The sequence below is a fragment of the Ruegeria sp. HKCCA5491 genome, assembly GCF_013034565.1.
Classification (GTDB): domain Bacteria; phylum Pseudomonadota; class Alphaproteobacteria; order Rhodobacterales; family Rhodobacteraceae; genus Ruegeria.
In genome coordinates, this window is the sequence record NZ_WQGG01000005.1 from 125,051 (window position 1) to 138,921 (window position 13,871).

Annotated in this window: 13 protein-coding genes; 9 read left to right on the top strand and 4 right to left on the bottom strand. The window is 58.7% G+C overall.

The window, feature by feature from the left end; genetic code table 11:
• Positions 1-53: 53 nt before the first annotated feature.
• From GOV88_RS08870 to GOV88_RS08885, 4 genes are all read left to right on the top strand, one after another.
• Entirely contained in the window at positions 54-842 is a 789-nt protein-coding gene (locus GOV88_RS08870) for an exodeoxyribonuclease III (protein ID WP_171240183.1), read from the top strand.
• A 76-nt stretch (positions 843-918) separates the two neighbouring features.
• On the top strand, positions 919-1,836 hold the full coding sequence (locus GOV88_RS08875; protein ID WP_171124451.1) for a co-chaperone YbbN: 918 nt from the start codon (positions 919-921) through the stop codon (positions 1,834-1,836).
• Between the two features lie 27 nt (positions 1,837-1,863).
• Positions 1,864-2,505 (top strand): LON peptidase substrate-binding domain-containing protein, encoded by a 642-nt coding sequence (locus tag GOV88_RS08880; protein WP_171124449.1) that lies wholly within the window; start codon positions 1,864-1,866, stop codon positions 2,503-2,505.
• Positions 2,502-2,687 carry a Trm112 family protein gene (locus tag GOV88_RS08885; RefSeq protein ID WP_171124448.1) on the top strand — a complete coding sequence of 62 codons (186 nt, stop codon included), beginning with the start codon at positions 2,502-2,504 and terminating at the stop codon, positions 2,685-2,687. The genes GOV88_RS08880 and GOV88_RS08885 overlap by 4 nt, the downstream gene beginning before the upstream one ends.
• Here the strand turns inward: GOV88_RS08885 and GOV88_RS08890 are convergent.
• Positions 2,684-3,946 carry an FAD-dependent monooxygenase gene (locus GOV88_RS08890; protein ID WP_254449198.1) on the bottom strand — a complete coding sequence of 421 codons (1,263 nt, stop codon included), beginning with the start codon at positions 3,944-3,946 and terminating at the stop codon, positions 2,684-2,686. The two genes, GOV88_RS08885 and GOV88_RS08890, sit on opposite strands and share 4 nt — an antisense overlap.
• A 53-nt stretch (positions 3,947-3,999) precedes the next feature.
• On the opposite strand from GOV88_RS08890, the gene GOV88_RS08895 reads away from it, so the two are divergent.
• From GOV88_RS08895 to GOV88_RS08910, 4 genes are all read left to right on the top strand, one after another.
• Positions 4,000-5,328: an amidase gene (locus GOV88_RS08895; RefSeq protein WP_171240184.1), complete on the top strand. Its 1,329-nt coding sequence runs from the start codon at positions 4,000-4,002 to the stop codon at positions 5,326-5,328.
• Between the two features lie 108 nt (positions 5,329-5,436).
• Entirely contained in the window at positions 5,437-6,618 is a 1,182-nt protein-coding gene (locus tag GOV88_RS08900; RefSeq protein WP_171240185.1) for an aminotransferase class I/II-fold pyridoxal phosphate-dependent enzyme, read from the top strand.
• Positions 6,619-6,632: 14 nt separating this feature from the next.
• On the top strand, positions 6,633-9,527 hold the full coding sequence (locus tag GOV88_RS08905; protein WP_171240186.1) for a DNA translocase FtsK: 2,895 nt from the start codon (positions 6,633-6,635) through the stop codon (positions 9,525-9,527).
• A gap of 139 nt (positions 9,528-9,666) precedes the next feature.
• Entirely contained in the window at positions 9,667-10,263 is a 597-nt protein-coding gene (locus tag GOV88_RS08910; RefSeq protein ID WP_171240187.1) for an outer membrane lipoprotein carrier protein LolA, read from the top strand.
• A gap of 14 nt (positions 10,264-10,277) precedes the next feature.
• Here GOV88_RS08910 and GOV88_RS08915 read toward each other — a convergent pair whose 3' ends face one another.
• On the bottom strand, positions 10,278-10,859 hold the full coding sequence (locus tag GOV88_RS08915; protein ID WP_171124439.1) for a lytic transglycosylase: 582 nt from the start codon (positions 10,857-10,859) through the stop codon (positions 10,278-10,280).
• A gap of 60 nt (positions 10,860-10,919) precedes the next feature.
• Positions 10,920-11,801, bottom strand: a complete 882-nt coding sequence (locus GOV88_RS08920) for an AEC family transporter (RefSeq protein ID WP_171124437.1) — start codon at positions 11,799-11,801, stop codon at positions 10,920-10,922.
• A gap of 80 nt (positions 11,802-11,881) precedes the next feature.
• On the opposite strand from GOV88_RS08920, the gene hspQ reads away from it, so the two are divergent.
• Positions 11,882-12,208: a heat shock protein HspQ gene (hspQ, locus tag GOV88_RS08925; protein ID WP_171124435.1), complete on the top strand. Its 327-nt coding sequence runs from the start codon at positions 11,882-11,884 to the stop codon at positions 12,206-12,208.
• A gap of 24 nt (positions 12,209-12,232) precedes the next feature.
• On the opposite strand, the gene GOV88_RS08930 is transcribed toward hspQ, so the two are convergent.
• The gene (locus GOV88_RS08930) at positions 12,233-13,810 is read right to left on the bottom strand and encodes a gamma-glutamyltransferase family protein (protein WP_171240188.1); all 1,578 of its coding nucleotides are present in this window, start codon (positions 13,808-13,810) and stop codon (positions 12,233-12,235) included.
• Positions 13,811-13,871: the final 61 nt, after the last annotated feature.

Here is a 13,871-nt window from a genome sequence, read left to right on the forward strand (position 1 = left end):
CCCCATCCCAACCCACGCTAACCTCCGCGCAACCCACGACAGAGGATTCCCCAATGCCCTTTACCCTTGCCACCTGGAACATCAACTCGGTCCGTCTGCGCGAGCCTATCGTGCTGAAATTGCTGCACGACGAAGCCCCCGATGTGCTGTGTCTGCAAGAGTGTAAATCGCCGGTCGAGAAGATCCCGACCGAAGGCTTTGCGGAACTGGGCTATACCCACATGGTTGCGCGTGGGCAGAAGGGATATAATGGCGTTGCGATCCTGTCGCGTATCCCGATGGAGGAAGTGGGTGACAAGGATTTCGCTGGTCTTGGCCATGCCCGCCACATCGCGGCACGGCTGGAAAACGGCGTGACCATCCAGAACTTCTATGTCCCCGCAGGTGGCGATGTGCCGGATCGTGAGGTGAATGAGAAGTTTGGGCAGAAGCTGGATTACCTCACCGACATGCGCGACTGGTTCCATGCTGAAAAGCCCGAAAAGTCCATTCTGGTGGGTGATCTGAACATCGCCCCGCGCGAGGATGATGTTTGGTCGCACAAGCAACTGCTCAAGGTCGTTTCGCACACGCCGATCGAGGTTGAAGCGCTGGCCGAGACGCAGGATGCAGGCGGATGGGTCGATGTCACCCGCCAGGATATCCCTGAGGGGCAGCTTTACAGCTGGTGGTCGTACCGTGCGCGCGATTGGGATGCGGCCGATAAGGGACGGCGGCTGGATCACGTCTGGGCCACGCCTGATATCTCGAACGCGGGGCATTCCAGCCGCGTGTTGCGCGATGCGCGCGGATGGGACAAGCCCAGCGATCACGCTCCGGTCTTTGCTACTTTCGACCTTTAATTCTGCAATTCAACCCTTGGTTTCTGCCCTATGCGGTTGCATATAGGGCGCAAGTTCGAACGAAAGAGTGAGTGTCATGGACCTTCTGAACAGCGCAGCCAGCCCCGATACAGCGGATCTGATCAAGGACGGGTCCGAGGCCACGTTTATGGCCGACGTCGTCGAGGCTTCGCAGGAAACTCCGATCATCGTGGATTTCTGGGCGCCATGGTGCGGGCCGTGCAAAACTCTGGGACCTCTGCTGGAAGACGCTGTGACCGCCGCCAAGGGCGCAGTGAAGATGGTCAAGATCAACGTGGACGAGGCGCAGATGATCGCCTCGCAAATGCGTATTCAGTCTATTCCGACCGTCTATGCGTTTTTCAAGGGTCAGCCGGTTGACGGGTTTCAAGGCGCGTTGCCGGGGTCCGAGATCAAGGCATTTGTCGACCGTGTCATCGAAGCAGCAGGGGGCGAAAGCCCGGGCGGGCAATTGGATGACGCCGTTCAAGCGGCCGAAGAAATGCTGTCGGAAGGCGCCGCTGCGGACGCCGCGCAGACCTTTGCTGCCATTCTGGGCGAGGATCCGAACCATGCGGCGGCTTATGGCGGTTTGGTGCGCGCCCATATCGCAGCCGGTGATCTGGAACAGGCCGAGGCCATTTTGAACGGTGCCCCTGCCGAAATTTCCACCTCTGCCGAAGTGGAGGCGGCGCATGCGCAACTGGAATTGGCCAAACAAGCCGCAGATGCGGGCCCTGTGGCCGAACTGACTGCGGCGGTTCAGGCTGACGCGAACAACTATCAGGCCCGGTTCGACCTAGCGCAGGCGTTGCATGCCAATGGTGATGTGGAAGAGGCCGTAAGCCAGTTGCTTGAATTGTTCCGTCGGGATCGCGAATGGAACGACGGCGCAGCCAAGGCGCAGTTGTTCACGATCTTCGACGCGCTCAAGCCAAACGACCCGATTGTTCTGAATGGGCGGCGCAAACTTAGCTCGATGATATTTGCCTAATCTCTGATCAGAGCTACACTGGGGTACATGATGCATCCCGCTGATCTGCCGGAAACGGTTTCCGTCTTTCCTTTGCCCGGGGCGCTGCTGTTGCCCCGCTCGCGCCTGCCGCTGCACATTTTCGAGCCGCGCTATCTACAGATGTTGGACGACGCCCTGAAAACGCCCGAGCGTTTGATCGGGATGGTGCAGCCGAACCCCTGCCAAAGCGACGACGACAAGCTGCACCAGATCGGCTGCGCGGGGCGGGTGACGCAGTTTTCGGAAACCGAAGATGGCCGTTACCTGATTACGCTGACCGGGATTTCGCGCTTTCGCGTCAAGTCCGAGTTGGACGCCTTTACCCCTTATCGTCGCTGCCAGGTGTCCTGGGATGGGTTTGACCGCGACTTGGGCCGGGCCGAACAAGATGACGGGTTCAACCGCACAAACTTTCTGACGCTGCTAGAGCGGTTTTTTTCGTCCCGGCAGCTATCGACCGACTGGGATTCGTTGAAGGACGCGGATGATGAACTGCTGGTCAACTCGCTGTCCATGCTGCTGGATTTTGACCCCGAGGAAAAACAGGCCTTGCTAGAAGCGCCCTGCCTGCGTACCCGTCGCGAAACTTTGGTAACACTGATCGAATTCGCCATGCGCGGCGGATCGAGCGAGGAAAAGCTGCAATGACCACACCTGAACATGCCTTTGACCGCCGTATGCTTGAGGCGTTGATTTGCCCGCAGACGCAGACAACCCTGCACTATGATGCGGAAAAGCAGGAACTGGTTTCAAAGGCTGCGGGGCTGGCTTTTCCGATCCGCAACGGCATTCCGGTGATGCTGGTCGACGAGGCGCGGCAACTGGATTAAATCGGACGCCCCTGAAGCAGTTTCGGCAGGTCCCCGGTCAGCCCGGCGGCCTCGCGCACGAAGCCCCGGCGCAGGCCCGGAAGTGACCCGACGATCCCCATCCCGATGTCGCGCCCAACGCGTAACAGAGGTTTGTCATTTGAAAACAGTTTGTTGAACACGTCTGTCGCCATCGCCAGCGACGCCGTGTCAAAGCGCCGCCACTCCTGATAGCGCTCCAGCACCAGAACCGATCCGATATCCTCGCCGCGCCGTCCGGCCAGGGTCAGCACCTCGGCCAGCGCACCCACGTCCCGCAACCCGGCATTAAGCCCCTGACCGGCGATAGGGTGCATACCGTGTGCGGCATCTCCGACTAGGGCCATTCGTTCGCCAATGAATGCGTTCGCTATCGTCAGGTTCAAAGGATAAGTGAACCGATCCCCGGCCAGCTTGATATCACCAAGGAAATCACCAAAGCGAGGGCGCAGGACCTGCAGATAATCCGCTTCGGGCAGGGCATTGATGCGTTTTGCAGCGTCGGTCCGTTCGCTCCAGACAATCGAGCTGCGGTTGCCGGTTAATGGCAGGATCGCAAGCGGACCCGGCGGCATGAAAAACTGATGCGCGATACCGTGATGGGGCAGGTCATGTTCGATGGCGCAGACCAGAGCAGTCTGTCCGTAATCCCATCCGCTGCGCTTGATGCCTGCACGCGCAGCCGTACCGCTGCGGCGACCATCGCACCCCACAAGCAGGCAGCCCGTCAGGGTCGAGCCGTCATTCAGAGTTAGGGTGACGCCCGTTGCGTCGTGATCCTGCGCAATGACTGTTCGGCCACTGATCTGCGTGATGTTGCTGTCCGCGTCCATCGCATCCAAAAGGGCTCGGCGCAGATGGCGATCCTCGACCATGTATCCCATCGGGCCTTCTTCGATCTCGGCGTGATCGAAATGCATGAAGAAGGGTGATGGCCCAGTCCCTGCGTGCCCGTCCGTGACCTTGATCTCAAGCATCGGCTGGGCGTGGTCGGCGACCCGTTCCCACACACCAATTGTTTGCAGCAAGCGTTGAGAGGCCAACGCAAGCGCATAGGCTCGCCCGTCGAACGCGGCGTTTTTCCGAACTTTCTCGGCCAGGGCGTCGATGATGGTGACGGTGTGTCCTGTCTGAGCTAATGCCAGCGCCAAGGCGGGACCGTTCAGACCGCCACCAACGATCAGGATATCGGGCTTGTGTTCCATGCCGTGCAATATGCGCGCCCTTTCGGGATTGTCCATATGCGGTCCTGTCGCTACCGTCGCCCAAAGCGAATTTTTCCAAGGGGGTAGGAATGCAGGATTGGTTGAACATGACCGCGTGTGATCTGGGCCGAGGCATTGGAATGGGCCAGATCGACCCTGTCGAATTGACCGAAACCTACTTGTCCGCCATTACCGCGCACCCCCACCGGGACTGCATTTATGCCCGCGTTACCGAAACACGCGCCCGCGCCGAGGCCGAAGCTGCGCGCGTGCGGGTCAAACTGGGCTTGCGCCGGTCCCTGCTGGACGGGGTGCCGATCAGTTGGAAAGACTTGTTTGATACCGCTGATACAGAGACCGAGGCCGGATCAGCCCTTTTGAAAGGGCGCGTCCCTGACCGGGATGCGGTTGTTGTCAGAAATGCAACGGCGATGGGGGCGGTTTGTCTGGGAAAGACCCATATGAGCGAACTGGCCTTTTCCGGGCTGGGTCTGAACCCGATCACCGGAACGCCGCCCTGTATCGACGATGTCGACGCGGTGCCGGGCGGGTCTTCCTCGGGTGCTGCAGCATCGGTCGCGTGGGGGCTGGCCGCGGGCGGTATTGGGTCGGACACAGGAGGGTCGGTCCGTATTCCTTCGGCTTGGAACAATCTTGTCGGGTTGAAGACCACGGCAGGGCGCGTAACGCTTGAGGGGACTGTGCCCTTGTGTTTGCGGTTTGATACGATTGGCCCATTGGCGCGTTCTGTCGAGGACGCCGCCCATCTGTTGGCGCTGCTGGAAGGCGGCACGCCCGCTGACCTGCGGGGTGCAACGCTGCAGGGCCGCCGTTTCGCCGATTTGCAGAACGTGGCCAAGGATGATCTGCGGGATGGCCCGGGCGCGGCTTACGAGTCCGCACTGGACCGTTTGCGAGAGGCCGGAGCCGAGATTGTCCCGCTAGAGGTGCCCGAACTGAACGACGCCATGAGCCTGTCCGGTGTCCTCTATACGACCGAAGCCTACGGTCTGTGGCGCGACGTGATCGAGGCCAACCCCGATGCAATGTACCCAGAGATTCTGGAGCGGTTCCGCGCGGGCAAGAACGTGTCAGGGCCGGATTACATTGCGGCCTGGTCCCGGTTGAAAGCCTGCAGGACCGCATGGGATGCGGCGACGGCCGGTTTTGACGCAGTGCTGGCCCCAACCGCGCCGATACTTCCCCCAAATCTTGAGCGGTTGATGACGGATCATGACTACTATGTCACCGAGAACCTGCTGGCATTGCGCAACACCCGGATCGGCAATCTGATGGGATTGGCCGCGCTGACCGTTCCGACGGGAACGGCGGGGTGCGGGTTGATGATGATGGGGTATCCGGGATCGGAAGAAGCGCTTTTGCGGGTGGGTGCGGCGGTCGAAACCGCTCTGGCGTGAATGCCACAATCCCCTGATTCGGCGTCGCTTTGTCTGGACGAAGCGGAATCCGACCTGTAATCTGCCAAAAAACGGGGCGAAAACGATCCCGGCATTGAGGCAGTAGTTATGAATTTTCCCGAGCGGTTCTCGAACCTACCGGAATATGCTTTCCCGCGTCTGCGCACCCTGTTGGATCATCACCAGCCGGGCGGTGATGTCATTCACATGACCATCGGCGCGCCCATGCACGATTTTCCCGCATGGGTGACAGATGTAATCATGGAAAACGCGGCCGGATTTCAGGGATACCCCCCAAATGAGGGCTCTCCTGCGCTGCGTGGCGCAATCACCGATTGGATCAATCGCCGGTATGGTGTGACGATGGACCCAGACGCCAATGTCATGGCCCTGAACGGTACGCGCGAGGGGCTGTACAACGCGGCAATGGCATTGTGCCCCGAGGAAAAGAACGGTCATAAACCGGTCATCCTATGCCCCAACCCCTTTTATCAGGTCTATATGGTCGCCTCGATCTCAATCGGGGCCGAGCCGGTATTTGTGCCTGCCACCGCTGCCACCGGCCATCTGCCGGACTACGCAGGTCTGCCCGAGGATGTTCTCAACCGCACGGTTGCGGCCTATATCTGTTCCCCGGCCAATCCGCAGGGCGCGGTGGCGTCGCGCGACTACTGGGCCGAACTGATCCGGCTGGCCGAAAAATACGATTTCCGCATCTTCGCGGATGAATGCTATTCCGAAATCTACCGCGATGAGGTGCCGACCGGCGTTTTGACCGTCGCGCAGCAACTGGGCGCAGATCCTGAGCGGATCACATTGTTCAATTCGCTATCCAAGCGGTCAAACGTCGCCGGCTTGCGTTCCGGCCTGATCGCAGGTGGCCCCGAGACGATCAAACGGGTCAAACAACTGCGCAACTACGCGGGCGCACCCTTGCCGCTGCCTTTGCAGGCGGCTGCGGCAAAGCTGTGGGCGGATGAGGCGCATGTGGCCGAGAACCGCGCGCTCTATCAGGCAAAATACGCCATTGCGGATCAGGTATTCGCTGGCATTCAGGGGTATATGGCACCGCAGGCCGGGTTTTTCCTTTGGTTGCCGGTCGATAATGGCGAAGAAACCGCATTGAAGCTGTGGCAGGAAACCGGGGTCCGGGTACTGCCGGGCGCATATCTTTCTCAAGGCGATCCGGGGCAAAACCCGGGCGAACAATTTATCCGGGCTGCTTTGGTGGCCCCAAAAACAGAGTTGCAGCAAGGGCTGATCAAGCTCCGCGATTGCATCTATTCGTGAGGTACGAGGGCAAAATGGCATCATATAACGCGCGCAATCGCGATCCTTTGCTGGACAGTACGACGCAAGCCGCCATTGAGCGGCGCAGCAAAGAGCTGATCGGCATTGCCTTGATTCTGCTGGGCCTGGCTGCAGCCGCGATGATCTGGTCTTACACGCCGGACGATCCCAACTGGATGGTGTCGACCGATGCGCCGGTGCAGAATTGGATGGGCCGGATCGGTGCGTCGATTGCCGCGCCCCTGTTCATGATTGTCGGCTGGGGCAGTTGGAGCATCGCGCTGGTTCTGATCGGATGGGGCGTGCGATTTGCAGGTCATTTTGGTGAAGAACGTGCGATTGCCCGGCTGATCTTTGCCCCGATCTGGATCGCGATTGTTTCCGTTTACGCGGCAACGCTTGTCCCGGGCGAGGCGTGGCGTATCACACACAGCTTTGGGCTGGGTGGTCTTTTTGGCGACACGGTTATGGGCGCTTTGCTGACGCTGTTGCCGATCTCGTCGCATTTCATGGTCAAGGTGATGTCTTTGGCCATGGCGATCGGAATGTTGTCGCTTGGCGTGTTTGTTCTGGGGTTCACCAAGGATGATGTGCGCAAAGGGTTCCGTGCATTCCTGTTGGGTCTGGTCATGTCATACGATGGGTTGATGAACCTGCTGGGCCGGGGCGCCGCAGCGACAGCGCAGGCCGCCCGTGATCGCCGCGGGCAATGGGACGACCGCAAATCGGCAAGGGCAGAAGCCGCCGAAGCTGTTTTTGAAGATGAACTGGCCTATGCCGACCCCGTATTCGACGAACCCCCACTCGAGTCGCCGGAGTCTGTGAAAACAGGCCTTCTTGCGCGGATGCCTTCCTTGATCCGCCGCCCAGAGCCGATGCCCGAGCCTGAACTGCTGGATCGTGAGCCTGTTGCTGGGTTTGATGAGATGCCGGGTGAAGACCGCATTCGGTCAAAAATTTCCGCCGCCGTGCGCAACCGCAAAGTCGCAACCGGCGAGATGACGCCTGAGCCGAATCCGAACCTGCCGTTGACCAAGGGGCGCGGCCGGGGCCCCGATCCGCTTATCCTGAATGCGGGTGGGGCGGGTGAGTTGCCGCCTGAACCGCCGATGACGTCGGCGGGTCTGCCGGTGGAACCGATGATGTCGGCACCTCTGACAGACGATTGGCAAGAGTCTGTCGTGCAAGAGGATACGCTCGGCGCGGATTACGAAGAGGGGGCCGTGTTTGAAGATGTGGCAGAACCGGCTCCGCAACAGCGCCCGGCTGTAAAAATCCCGGTTGCCGAACCCCGCAAGCCAGTGGTTGCACAGCCTGTGCGCCGCGCACCGCAACCGTCGCGCCGTGCGCAGGCCGAGGCACAGCCAGCGCTGTCCTTTGAGGAAAGGCATTCGGATTTCGAACTGCCGCCTTTGGGGCTGCTGTCGAACCCCTCCAGCATTCAGCGCCACCACCTGAGCGATGAGGCGCTGGAGGAAAACGCGCGGATGCTGGAAAACGTGCTGGACGACTACGGCGTGAAGGGTGAGATCGTCAGCGTCCGCCCCGGCCCCGTTGTCACCATGTACGAGCTTGAGCCCGCACCGGGCCTGAAAGCAAGCCGGGTGATCGGTCTGGCCGATGACATTGCTCGGTCCATGTCGGCGCTGTCGGCGCGGGTTTCGACATTGCCGGGCCGCTCGGTAATCGGGATCGAACTGCCCAACGACAATCGCGAAATGGTAGTGCTGCGTGAAATCCTTGCAAGCCGCGATTTTGGCGATGGCAACCACGCGCTGCCTCTGGCCTTGGGTAAGGATATCGGCGGTGAATCCGTTGTGGCGAACCTTGCGAAAATGCCTCACCTGCTGATCGCGGGGACTACGGGTTCCGGTAAGTCGGTGGCAATCAACACGATGATCCTGTCGCTGCTGTACAAGCTGACGCCGGATGAATGCCGCCTGATCATGATCGACCCCAAGATGCTGGAACTTTCGGTTTACGACGGCATCCCGCATCTGCTGTCCCCTGTTGTGACCGACCCGAAAAAGGCTGTGGTTGCCCTGAAATGGGTCGTGGGTGAGATGGAGGATCGTTATCGCAAAATGTCCAAAATGGGCGTGCGCAACATCGCAGGCTACAACGGCCGTGTGAAAGACGCGCTGGCCAAGGGTGAAATGTTCAGCCGCACGGTCCAGACGGGATTCGATGATGAGACGGGCGAACCGGTGTTTGAGACCGAAGAATTCGCGCCCGAAGCGATGCCCTATATCGTGGTCATCGTCGACGAGATGGCCGACCTGATGATGGTTGCAGGAAAAGAGATCGAAGCCTGCATTCAGCGTCTGGCTCAGATGGCGCGGGCTTCGGGTATTCACCTGATCATGGCCACGCAACGACCTTCGGTCGATGTGATTACCGGTACGATCAAGGCGAACTTCCCCACCCGGATTTCGTTTCAGGTGACGTCCAAGGTCGACAGCCGCACCATTCTGGGCGAGATGGGTGCCGAACAACTGCTGGGGCAGGGGGACATGCTCTATATGGCGGGTGGTGCCAAGATCACGCGCTGCCATGGTCCGTTTGTCTCGGATGAAGAGGTCGAGGAAATCGTCAGCCACCTGAAACAGTTCGGCCCGCCAGATTACATGAGCGGCGTCGTGGATGGCCCGGCCGAGGAAAAAGCCGACAATATTGACGCCGTGCTGGGCCTGAACACTGGTGGCAACACGAACGGTGAGGACGCTTTGTACGATCAGGCCGTGGCGATCGTGATCAAGGATCGAAAATGTTCGACCTCGTATATTCAGCGAAAACTCGCCATCGGATACAACAAAGCCGCGCGACTGGTCGAGCAGATGGAGGATGAAGGCGTTGTTTCCTCGGCAAACCATGTCGGAAAACGCGAAATCCTTGTGCCCGAGCAATAAGTGGCTTTGCGGAATACCGCCGTATCAAAATCAAGTGACGCGCTGAAATTATGGGTTTCAGCGCGTCTGCTGTTTTAGGCACCCCTGAAATCGGATTTGGATATTTAATAACAGCGGCGAAACGCATATCTGGTAGATCATGAAACAGATTGCTTTTGCCCTGGCCCTGACGCTGGCTGCGCCGGCTGCGTGGGCCGCTGAAAAACTGCCTTTGTCGCAGATCTCCAACTATCTCAACGGTCTGAAAACCGTTGAGACCACGTTTACGCAGGTCAATGATGACGGTTCATTGAGCACTGGTAAACTGTGGATGGAACGGCCGGGCAAGATGCGGTTTGAATATGATCCACCAAGCAGCGCGGTTGTTCTGGCGCGTGCAGGAACGGTTCAGATATTCGACCCGAAATCCAACCAACCACCCGAGCAATACCCGCTGAAGCGCACACCGTTGTCGCTGGTACTGGCGCGCAACGTCAATCTGGGGCAGGCCAATATGGTCGTCGGGCATGATTTTGACGGAACAGCCACGGTCGTTACCGCTCAGGACCCGAAAAATCCCGATTCGGGCCGGATTGAGTTGATGTTCACTGGCGATCCGATAGAGCTGCGCAAATGGGTCATCCACGACAATGCCGGTAGCCAGACTACTGTTTTGCTGGGCCAATTGGATACGGATAACAGGTTGGATCAAAGCCTGTTTTCCAACCGCGCGCGAAGCGGGTCAGGCAATCGCTGACCCGCTGAGTTCTCTTAGTACCGACAGCCGGCCAACTGTGCCTGATACAGCTTGGCGCGCGCATCCACGTCATTTGCGACGTTCAACAGCCAAGTCTTGCTGTAGTGGCTACCACGTGCATATCCCGTATGACCTTCGTGATAGGCGAGATACTGGTTGCGCGTGTCGCTGGGATGAATCCCGTTCCGCTCATAGCTTTTGTTCATGTACCAGCCGATGAAATCCGAAGCGTCCCGGATACGGTCGCGCTTGGCACGGCGTTTGCCGGTCTCTTTCTGGTATTCATCCCAGGTTCCGTCCAGTGCCTGACTGAACCCATAGGCGCTGCTTTGACGGCCCATCGGGATGACGCCCAACACGTATTGATGCGGTGTCCTTGCGTCATGGCGATAGCGGCTTTCCTGATAGATAGTCGCCATCTGGACGTGAACCGGGACGCCCCATTTGCGCTCGGTGCTTTTGAATGCCTTGATATAATCCGGCCGTTCGCGCGCAATGCTGCACGCGTCATTTAGCTTGCTGGGCGGTTGCTTTGACCCGCCCCCACAGGATGCCAAAAGCAGCACCCCGAAGAGTACGATAAGAATTCTGCTCATGTGCCTCGTGCCTTTTTTCTTTATTCTAGCGCAGATTGCGCTCCGAGGAAATCACAATCGCTATAGAACGATAGCTAGAATAATAGGCAAAGCGGCAACAGACAGAACAGTTGAGACCATGACCAGCCCGGCGACGGCGTCTGAATCTGCGTCAAACCGCTCGGCCAGCAGGTATGAAGTCACCGCAACCGGCGTGCACATTTGCACAAGCAGCACCCCAAATGCGACGGCATCAAGGTCAAACGCCACCGCGATCCCCCACCCTAAAACAAAGCAAACCGCGAGTTTGAGCAATGAAAGCCAGATGGCCTGACCCAACTTGCGGGTGGTCAGGCGCGCGATGGCGACGCCCACGGTGATCAACATCATGGGAATCGCCATTTGCCCCAGCAAGTCCAGTGTATTGGTCAGAAAGACCGGGGTCTCCCATCCGCGCCACAGGAACAGCGCGCCGAGCAATGTGGCCCATACCATCGGTTCGCGGGCAACTTTGCCAAACGCGCCTTTGCCCGCGACCAGATAGATGCCGTAAGTGAACGAAAGCAACGCGGTAACGGCCAGAAACACGACCGCAAACCCCAAACCCGCCTGACCAAAGGCAAACAGGCACAAGGGCAATCCAAGATTTCCGGTGTTCCCAAAGATCAACGGCGCCAGATACGTCCGTCGATCCAATCCGCCAAGCCGCACGAATACCTCAAAGGCAACTGCAAGCACGACGTGACCCGCAATGGCCGCCACAGTGAAACGCGTCAGTTCACCGGCCGGGATCTCGGTCTGCATCAGCGCAACAAAGATAAGGCTGGGCACCGCAAGGGTAACCGCAAGGCGGGTTACAAACTGCAGCCTGTATTCAAACCCCAGTTTGACCCAGACAAAGCCGATACCCGCCAAAAGAAAGACAGGGGCCACGATTTCAAAGACTGTTAGTAAGAGGTTCACAGACTGTTTCCCTAAATTTCAGATCAATGATTGGCATTCTCGCGCGGAAAGAGGTAGTAAGACCCTTGGGGGCTGTGAAAATGCTTAAGACAAACGCCAAGTACCGTTTGGGCCAGGTGGTCCGCCACAAAAAACATCCCTTTCGGGGGGTGATTTTCGACGTGGATCCAGAGTTTTCCAATACCGAAGAATGGTATCAGGCCATTCCGGAAGACAGCCGCCCGATCAAGGATCAGCCGTTCTATCATTTGTTGGCAGAGAATGATCAATCCTTCTATGTTGCTTATGTTTCTGAACAAAACCTGATTGCCGATCAGTCGGGCGAACCTGTGGAACATCCTGATATCCCCGACATGTTCGGCCCGTTCGAAAACGGGGCATATCCGCTGCACTTTCATTTGAACTGATCGGGTGCGCGCTCTGCGCTCGGATCAATATCCCAGCGCACAACCGTCTTTCCTGGGATCGCTTCCGCCTTCCAAAACGCCATCTTCACGGATCCTGATTGCCTGGGCGCCGCCAAGTGGTGTTTCTGGAGTTTGGACATTGTGACCCATGCTGGCCAATTGTTGAGCAACCTTGGGCGGAATTCCGCGCTCTAGCTTAAGAACGCCTGCATCTGCAAAGGCACGCGGGGTGTCAATACTTTGCTGCAGTCCCAGCCCGTGATCTGTCAGGTTGGACAAAAGCCGGGCGTGCCCGGTTGGTTGAAAAGCGCCGCCCATAACGCCGAATGGCATGGTGACGCGCCCATTTTCGCAGAGCATACCCGGGATGATCGTGTGCATCGGGCGTTTGCCGGGGCCCATTTCATTGGGGTGCCCGGGTTCAAGCGTGAATCCGGCCCCTCGGTTTTGCAGCAGTATCCCGTATTTCTCGGACGCGATGCCCGAGCCAAAGCTGTGGAAGATCGAATAGATCAGGGAAACGGCCATCAGGTCGCGGTCAACGACCGTAATGTAAACGGTGTCTTTGTGGATTGCCTCGGTCAGGAGGGGCGCCGCAGGCATCGCGCGTTTGGGGTCGATCAGGGCTGCCAGCCTGTCGGCCAAGACCTGATCGCAGAATAACTCGGCCCGCGCATTGTGATCAGGGTCTGCAATGAACCGGTTCCGCGCATCATATGCCAGTTTCGAGGCTTCGGCCTCGATATGTATGCGCTCGGTCCCGAAGGGATCCATGCTGGCCAGATCGAAGCTTTTCAGAATGTTCAAAAGCAGGATCGCGGTCGCACCCTGACCGTTTGGTGGGTGTTCGACAAGGTCAACACCCTGATAATTGCCAACTACGGGCTGGGCTTCGGTGCATTTGGTTGCCTGAAAATCAGCAAGCGAATGTCCCCCGCCCATTTGCGTCAGTGCATCGACCATGTCTTGCGCGATATCGCCAGAATAGAAGGCGTCGCGCCCCCGCTTGGCGATCTGGCGCAGAACTTCGGCTTGACCAGGCGCGCGGAAGACCTGCCCGACCTTCGGCACTTTACCGTCGATCAGGTAATGACCGCGCGCGGGACCCTGCAGTGTTGCCTCGCCTGTTTGCCAGTCGAACGCGACCCTTGGTGCCACCGGCACACCGATGTCGGCGTAGTGAATCGCAGGCTGAAGGATCGCGTCGAGGCCCAGTTTACCTTCGGTTTCGGCCAGATGGCATATAGCGTCCACCGCACCGGGTATGGTGACTGACTCCGTTGTATTCAGCGGCACAGTCGTCAGACCGGCATTGCGCAGTTTCTGGGGGTCCGCCGCCGAAGGTGCTCGCCCCGAACCATTCAGCGCGCGGATTTCATTTTCTCCGGCCCGGTTGAAAAGCACAAAGCAATCGCCGCCCAGCCCAGTCATCTGCGGTTCGCAAATACCCAGAAGGGCGGCCCCGGCGATCGCCGCATCCATTGCGTTGCCGCCTTTTTGCAGAATGTCCACTGCGACTTGAGCTGCCAAAGGGTGCGATGTGGCACACATGCCTTCTGTCGCCAGAACTTCGGATCTGCCCGGAGTGTGAAAATCCCGCATAGCTTTGTTTCCCTGATTGAACGCGCCGAAGGTATCGCGCAGGCAGATATTGTCCAGTCAA

What these genes read in the sequence shown, in the direction of transcription:
- GOV88_RS08885 (WP_171124448.1), top strand. Translation starts at nt 2,502, where the DNA reads ATGACCACACCTGAACATGCCTTTGACCGCCGTATGCTTGAGGCGTTG.
- GOV88_RS08910 (WP_171240187.1), top strand. Translation starts at nt 9,667, where the DNA reads ATGAAACAGATTGCTTTTGCCCTGGCCCTGACGCTGGCTGCGCCGGCT.
- GOV88_RS08890 (WP_254449198.1), bottom strand. Translation starts at nt 3,946, where the DNA reads ATGGACAATCCCGAAAGGGCGCGCATATTGCACGGCATGGAACACAAG.
- GOV88_RS08915 (WP_171124439.1), bottom strand. Translation starts at nt 10,859, where the DNA reads ATGAGCAGAATTCTTATCGTACTCTTCGGGGTGCTGCTTTTGGCATCC.
- GOV88_RS08895 (WP_171240184.1), top strand. Translation starts at nt 4,000, where the DNA reads ATGCAGGATTGGTTGAACATGACCGCGTGTGATCTGGGCCGAGGCATT.
- GOV88_RS08880 (WP_171124449.1), top strand. Translation starts at nt 1,864, where the DNA reads ATGATGCATCCCGCTGATCTGCCGGAAACGGTTTCCGTCTTTCCTTTG.
- GOV88_RS08870 (WP_171240183.1), top strand. Translation starts at nt 54, where the DNA reads ATGCCCTTTACCCTTGCCACCTGGAACATCAACTCGGTCCGTCTGCGC.
- GOV88_RS08905 (WP_171240186.1), top strand. Translation starts at nt 6,633, where the DNA reads ATGGCATCATATAACGCGCGCAATCGCGATCCTTTGCTGGACAGTACG.
- GOV88_RS08900 (WP_171240185.1), top strand. Translation starts at nt 5,437, where the DNA reads ATGAATTTTCCCGAGCGGTTCTCGAACCTACCGGAATATGCTTTCCCG.
- GOV88_RS08930 (WP_171240188.1), bottom strand. Translation starts at nt 13,810, where the DNA reads ATGCGGGATTTTCACACTCCGGGCAGATCCGAAGTTCTGGCGACAGAA.
- hspQ (WP_171124435.1), top strand. Translation starts at nt 11,882, where the DNA reads ATGCTTAAGACAAACGCCAAGTACCGTTTGGGCCAGGTGGTCCGCCAC.
- GOV88_RS08875 (WP_171124451.1), top strand. Translation starts at nt 919, where the DNA reads ATGGACCTTCTGAACAGCGCAGCCAGCCCCGATACAGCGGATCTGATC.